Genomic DNA, 6,000 nt, shown 5'->3' on the forward strand with positions numbered 1-6,000 from the left:
CTCTTTTTTTATATTGGTGTTACAAAACCAAAAATTGTTAATTGAATGGAAATAATATGTATCTAGGGTAGTAGATTGTTTTTTGCTTCGATTCCTTATTTTGATTGTTGAAAAAAAGATTTTCTTTCATCCATTGCTTCGATTATGTCTGTTTTACTGACAACCCCTTCTACTATATCAATGTCGTTGCACACAAAAATCTTGTCCTGATTTTCTTTAATCATGACAGACAGTGCCTTTTCAGCAGTATCATTTACATTTAACAACTTTATTTCACTCTTGGGGGACATGATATTTCTTACAATGGTGGTATCTCTTTCTATTTCGGGAACATTTAAACATCTTTTAAGAGTGACTATTCCAACAATCTCGTAGTTTAATTTTGTTACTGGAAATGAACTCTTCATATAAATATTAAAGTAGTTCCTCAAGATGGTATTTACTGTTATATCTTGTGGGACCGAAATAATATTAGTTTTCATTAGCTCTTCTAATCTTACCTTGGATAATATCTTCATTATATCATACTGATACAAATATGATTGAGCTCCGTTCTGCAAAAACCAACCGATCAAAATAATCCAAAGTCCACTAACAAATGATCCAGAAAGTATTGTTAATATTCCAAAACCAAAGAATACGTATGACATAATTACACCAATTCTTACTGCAATTCGTGTAGATTTGTCGTAATTCTTGTTTCTGCTAAATAGCAGTGATCTTAATATTCTTCCACCATCCATTGGAAAAGCTGGAACTAAGTTGAAAATTCCTAGAATTAGATTTAGAATAGACGAATAGAAAAGTATTCCATTTGTCATAGTTAATACTGTTTTAGAAAAATCATCAAATGACGTTGTAGTTAATATGGATGTAATCCACCAAAATATCGCAAATATAGCCGAAAGTACTAGGCTTACTGCGGGCCCTGCTATTGCCATTTTAAACTCCTTTTTAAACTCTTTAGGCTCTTCTTCAATATCTGAAACCCCTCCAAAAATAAACAACATTATTTGTCTAACCCTTATTCCATAAGATTTTGCTACTATAGAGTGTGATAATTCGTGAATTAGTACCGATAAGAATAAAATGATAGTCCCTGTTAAACTCATTATCCAATAATTTATCTGATTCATTCCAGGTGTATATTGAGGCATGAAGCTATATGCAAGCGTCCATGCAATTAAAAAAAATACTAAAATAAGAGAAAAGTGCAATCTTATTGGAATCTGTTTAATTGTCGCAACCTGTAAAGACATATAGATGATATTTGTGTGAATCTAATATAATATGCTATAAACTCATTGACCTGCTATTATAGGATATATCTCTACAAGGCCCATTTTTTTTCTTTGTTCTAGTCATCGGATATGTTTGGATCCGAATTCGAAGGAATTATCAAACAGACTTTATGGCATTGCTGCTATATTGGAACTTTTGATTGTAGCGTATTTTTTGATATATTTTTAGCATTACTCAGAAATAAGTTTTCAATTCCAAAAAGTATTCTCTTCATTTTGTTCCAAACAGTTTTTTTATATTTGCATAATTTACCATTCATGTGGATAGACTGGTTGTCTTATTGTTCTATATTTGTGTTCAAGTTATATATTTTTAAGAATGGATATTCTTTCAAATTGAGATTATTGTATTACTGAGTGCTATATCACACAGATAACAATGTATACGTATGTGAGCTAAAAATTGTTAATTATTCTGGATTGGACATGGATTTTATTACCGTCAGAGATGGAAATCGCGATAAATTTACTTAATGTTCTTTTGCGTTACTATTCTAGAAATTATAGTTAATATTTTGATTAAGGATTTAAACTAGAATCTCAAATAAAAGTTATTGAAAGAAGATCTGATTCCACTTTTAAATTTGAGGTCGGATTAGTCTTTATCCAATTCTAATATTTACATAATTGAAACCGATTGGTAATGGCGTTAGTGAATACCGTGATGGTGTAATTATATTTCGAGTCGGCAGGAGCAAATTTACAAATACCTATCTTGTATTGCAATGTAAGTATTTGCTATGCGATCAACAACACAGATAAATACAACTCGTTTTAATAAATAAATAATATTGTTGACACGATATATAAAATCTAAGAGTATAATAATTTTCTTTGCACTGACATTACTTTTGATTTCATCTGTATCAGGTGCACTACGAACTGGGTGATAGTTGAATCCAATGCTCAAACGGGAAGCATGGCTACACTTCAAAAAACTCCTACAACATATGCGGTGAGTATAATCCCTGGTGCTGCTCAGAAATATAGTCCATACCATTATTATCCTCCATCAATTAATGTACCTGTTGGAACAACTATAGGCTGGTTTAACAACGACTTTGGACAACCCTGTACTGTAACAAGCGGTGTCACTAACGCATCTGATGCTGGTTCGATTTTCAACTCCGGAGTGTTACCGGCTACCACCAATGCATTTTTTCAGTATACATTTGATAACCCTGGAGACTATGTTTATCACTGTATTATCCGTCCATGGAGACAAGCAATAGTATCGGTAAGTGATTCATATGAACGGGGTCACTATTTTGAGATGTCTTCAGGTGTAGGTCAAGTTTTCAACCTTACAAAGGATTTTAGAACATTGCTTGATTTTCAACCGCTTACGATACCATTAGACAGCGCGACCCCATTAGTCTATAATATTACAATGATAAAAAATTCAAATGACACAGTTTTCTCCAACACATTTGTGACTGATGGTGAATCTCTACCTTTAGAATTGATAAAAAGCAATGCAGATGAAACAACCACCTATGGTCCGGACTTCAGTAGCACAGGGGCTTACCACATGGATGCTCCTTTTCTTTCAGGCAATGCTGAATATATTATTGCAGTAGAACTTTCCTCCATAAATTCTCAAGTGCCTGAATTCATGATAAAGGATGAGTTTTCGTTCAAAACGGTTACATGACAATGAAACCATTAAACCTTTTTTTAAATCTAACTGTTCCTGGTATTTGCTTTTAAGAATTGTTTTATTATTCTAATGCATAACAATGAATAATAACGTCATACTTGGACTATAATGATGATAAAAAGTACTTCAAATCAGAAACCCTCTAGTACCGGAACAACTAATACAGCTATTCGTATTCCCTCTGATATATACGACAAAATTTCTATTCAAGCAATTCAAGAAGATAAAACGATTTCAAGTATAATAAATCATGTGCTAAGAAAATATGTTACGTGGGATCAGTTTGTAAGTGAAATTGGATTTGTTTTTTTGCAAAAACCATTTGTACGAACAATTTTTGAACATGTTTCTAACGAAGATATAGTCAAAGCCGCTAAAACCACTTGCTATACTGGAATGAGAGATGCAATTGCATTTATTCATGGTAAGAATGACATCGATGCTATTATAGATGTAATAAAACTTTGGCTTTCTGCTTCTAAATTTACAAACACGATAATCAAATCTGAAAATACAGTTGAGGTAAGGATACAGCACAATTTAGGTGAAAAATGTTCGTTGTACATGGGTACCTTAATAACAATGCTGTTTGCAGATTTGAACATGAAACCTGAAAAATCTATGTTAAAAGATCATTCTTTGATATTAAATTTAAAAAATCTTCAGTCAAAAAAATAAGTCTGTATCATATTAATACACATATTCTTTTATTATTCTGATTAAAATAAACATAGATTATTAATACATGCCAAATTTCTATTAATATAGCGCGTGTTATGAGTTTTCTTCAATAATGTACTCGTTATACAATGTAATACAATGCTTAACTTTATAAGCATTCTGAAGAATTTATGAATATGTCGACAAAATTACACGTTGATAAAAAAAACAAAGAAACAATTTCAAGAAGAATGGATACAATTTTTGAGAACTTTAGAGATGAAATAGAAAGTAACATTACATGGCCTTATAATTTTGACCTTAACCTTCCCGGAATTTCTGAAGAAAAATCAATCAGAAAAGCATTATGTGATCTGATCGACAAGGGAGACAAATACCAAATCCAATTAGAACTACCGGGAATTAATAAAAAGAATATCGATATTAAGGCTGCTAAAAATTCAATCGAAGTAAGCGCAAAGCAATCTGAAAAGATGGAGCAAAAAGACAATAACTACATTTACAATGAAAGATCTTTTAGATCGGTATATCGCACTATTTCATTACCAGAGGAAGTTGTTCAATCAAAAATCACTGCAAAACTTAATAACGGAATCTTAGAGATTGACTTACCAAAGAAAGTTCCTACAGTTGTTTCAAATGAGGCAACGAAAATAGAGATAGAATAAGAGTTTTGTGAATATTATGGGTCTATAAAGCAATATGCCATCATCAAAAAGAAATGAAGTATTTTATCCCGTATCATTACTTACTTAGCGGATTTACAAAGGAGTAGATAAAAATACATCTTACAAAATACAAAATAAAGAGAGATCTTAGATGTGATATTGTTGAACCTCTACTTATGATATGTGCTACTGGGGCTACTTTAAGCCAAATTGAACCTTTTTTAGAAAAAAAAATATCCAGATTCCTATTAAAATATTATTTGTTTTATCTGATTGAGTTAGGTGGTATATCATACGGCAAAATAAAAAATAAATATATTACAGAGCATAAGGGGTTTGAATTAATGAACCAGATAAATCAAGAATGTATCGGTAAGAATACAAGATTGGAGAAGGTTTTGATTACCTTTGAAATTGTAGCAAAGGGTGGTTTGAATAAGTATCGCTGAGTCAATATATGTCGAACTAAACAAATTATCAGCAATTAATTATTTTGATCGGCTTTGCAAAGTTAAGCTCTAAGTTACAGATCAGAGACAATGAAAGATGTATTTGATCTATAGCAAGTTATGATTGACTCAAAAACATATCACGTATTATCAGATAGAGAAAAGCCAAACTGGCATTATCATAAAGAGGAATTTTCACCAGATAGAGCAAACCCCAAATTCCCATTGTTAAATGACCAACAACAAAAGCAGTGGCTAACAAAATTATCTGAATCTTATGGAAAAGTCATACTCAATTGGAATCCAATGGACTCACTACCTGTATTTCCTCCACAAATAGAACAGGTTCAGCATCCTTTCATGGTGAATCAGTCAGTAAACAACCAAACAGAAAAACATGTAGATAGCTTTAACCAAACTCTAAATTACTAATTATTTTTAAAAAACACTTGATTTGCTTAATCAATTAGTCTTTTTTTTTAATTTACTGCATCACTTACCGTATTTAATTTCCTGTTACCTTAACAATATTATATTTTATGAGTAACCATGAGACATATTGTCATGTAACAAAGGGATTATTATTTTGGCATACATCATTTAATAGTTGTAGGGATATAATATTTGAGATGTCACATATAATAAACAGTATTGACCTTGACAAAATCCGAAAAACAACAGAAAGTGGGCAAAAAGATAGACAGTTTTTGAAGAAGTCAGTCAAATTGGAAGGAGAATGGAATTTTGATATTCAAAAAGGATATCAATTCAAAACAGAATTAGCATATGAGAAGGGCAAGGAAGTAATTGAAATAGATTCACCTTCATTCTTGGGAGGTAGTGGTAACAGACTAGGCCCTATGGGCTATTGTGTAGCAGGAATAACGTCTTGTTTTATAACCACATTCGTAAGTATTCTATCAAGTCATGGAATCAAACTTAATAAACTACGAATAAATGCAGAATGTAACATTAATTTTGCCAAAACATTTGATATCTCTGATGAACCTATTACAGAAGGGATAAATTTCGAAATTGATGCACACATGGAAGAAAAAAATACAATGGATAAGCAAAAACTTCAACAACTCATTGCTATGGCTGAGGAGAGATGTCCCGCTATTTACAGTATGAGTCATATAATCAAAGTAAGTGCAAAATTAAAATAGCAAAGTTACAGAAATCCAGAATTAATTTTAGGCAATAAAAATCGTAGATAACTGGAAATTTCTTTCTTAAAA

7 protein-coding genes are annotated in these 6,000 nt (G+C 31.4%); 6 read left to right on the forward strand and 1 reads right to left on the reverse strand.

Annotated elements, in window-relative coordinates:
- Window positions 1–95 precede the first annotated feature (95 nt).
- Window positions 96–1,157 carry a site-2 protease family protein gene (locus AB0A59_RS15900; protein WP_458745355.1) on the reverse strand — a complete coding sequence of 354 codons (1,062 nt, stop codon included), beginning with the start codon at window positions 1,155–1,157 and terminating at the stop codon, window positions 96–98.
- Between the two features lie 1,030 nt (window positions 1,158–2,187).
- Here AB0A59_RS15900 and AB0A59_RS15905 point away from each other — a divergent pair.
- From AB0A59_RS15905 to AB0A59_RS15930, 6 genes are all read left to right on the forward strand, one after another.
- Window positions 2,188–2,955, forward strand: coding sequence for a cupredoxin domain-containing protein (locus AB0A59_RS15905; RefSeq protein WP_458745357.1), 768 nt, complete (start codon window positions 2,188–2,190; stop codon window positions 2,953–2,955).
- Window positions 2,956–3,069: 114 nt separating this feature from the next.
- Window positions 3,070–3,639: a hypothetical protein gene (locus AB0A59_RS15910; protein ID WP_458745358.1), complete on the forward strand. Its 570-nt coding sequence runs from the start codon at window positions 3,070–3,072 to the stop codon at window positions 3,637–3,639.
- 179 nt (window positions 3,640–3,818) lie between these two features.
- Complete coding sequence (locus AB0A59_RS15915; protein ID WP_458745360.1) at window positions 3,819–4,310, forward strand: Hsp20/alpha crystallin family protein; 492 nt, start codon at window positions 3,819–3,821, stop codon at window positions 4,308–4,310.
- Between the two features lie 176 nt (window positions 4,311–4,486).
- On the forward strand, window positions 4,487–4,759 hold the full coding sequence (locus AB0A59_RS15920; RefSeq protein ID WP_458745362.1) for a hypothetical protein: 273 nt from the start codon (window positions 4,487–4,489) through the stop codon (window positions 4,757–4,759).
- A gap of 120 nt (window positions 4,760–4,879) precedes the next feature.
- Window positions 4,880–5,191: a DUF1264 domain-containing protein gene (locus AB0A59_RS15925; RefSeq protein WP_458745364.1), complete on the forward strand. Its 312-nt coding sequence runs from the start codon at window positions 4,880–4,882 to the stop codon at window positions 5,189–5,191.
- A gap of 197 nt (window positions 5,192–5,388) precedes the next feature.
- Window positions 5,389–5,928, forward strand: a complete 540-nt coding sequence (locus tag AB0A59_RS15930; RefSeq protein WP_458745366.1) for an OsmC family protein — start codon at window positions 5,389–5,391, stop codon at window positions 5,926–5,928.
- Window positions 5,929–6,000 lie beyond the last annotated feature (72 nt).

The sequence above is a fragment of the Candidatus Nitrosocosmicus sp. T genome (genome assembly GCF_054408485.1).

What these genes read in the sequence shown, in the direction of transcription:
- AB0A59_RS15900 (WP_458745355.1), bottom strand. Translation starts at nt 1,157, where the DNA reads ATGCCTCAATATACACCTGGAATGAATCAGATAAATTATTGGATAATG.
- AB0A59_RS15910 (WP_458745358.1), top strand. Translation starts at nt 3,070, where the DNA reads ATGATGATAAAAAGTACTTCAAATCAGAAACCCTCTAGTACCGGAACA.
- AB0A59_RS15915 (WP_458745360.1), top strand. Translation starts at nt 3,819, where the DNA reads ATGTCGACAAAATTACACGTTGATAAAAAAAACAAAGAAACAATTTCA.
- AB0A59_RS15920 (WP_458745362.1), top strand. Translation starts at nt 4,487, where the DNA reads ATGATATGTGCTACTGGGGCTACTTTAAGCCAAATTGAACCTTTTTTA.
- AB0A59_RS15925 (WP_458745364.1), top strand. Translation starts at nt 4,880, where the DNA reads ATGATTGACTCAAAAACATATCACGTATTATCAGATAGAGAAAAGCCA.
- AB0A59_RS15930 (WP_458745366.1), top strand. Translation starts at nt 5,389, where the DNA reads ATGTCACATATAATAAACAGTATTGACCTTGACAAAATCCGAAAAACA.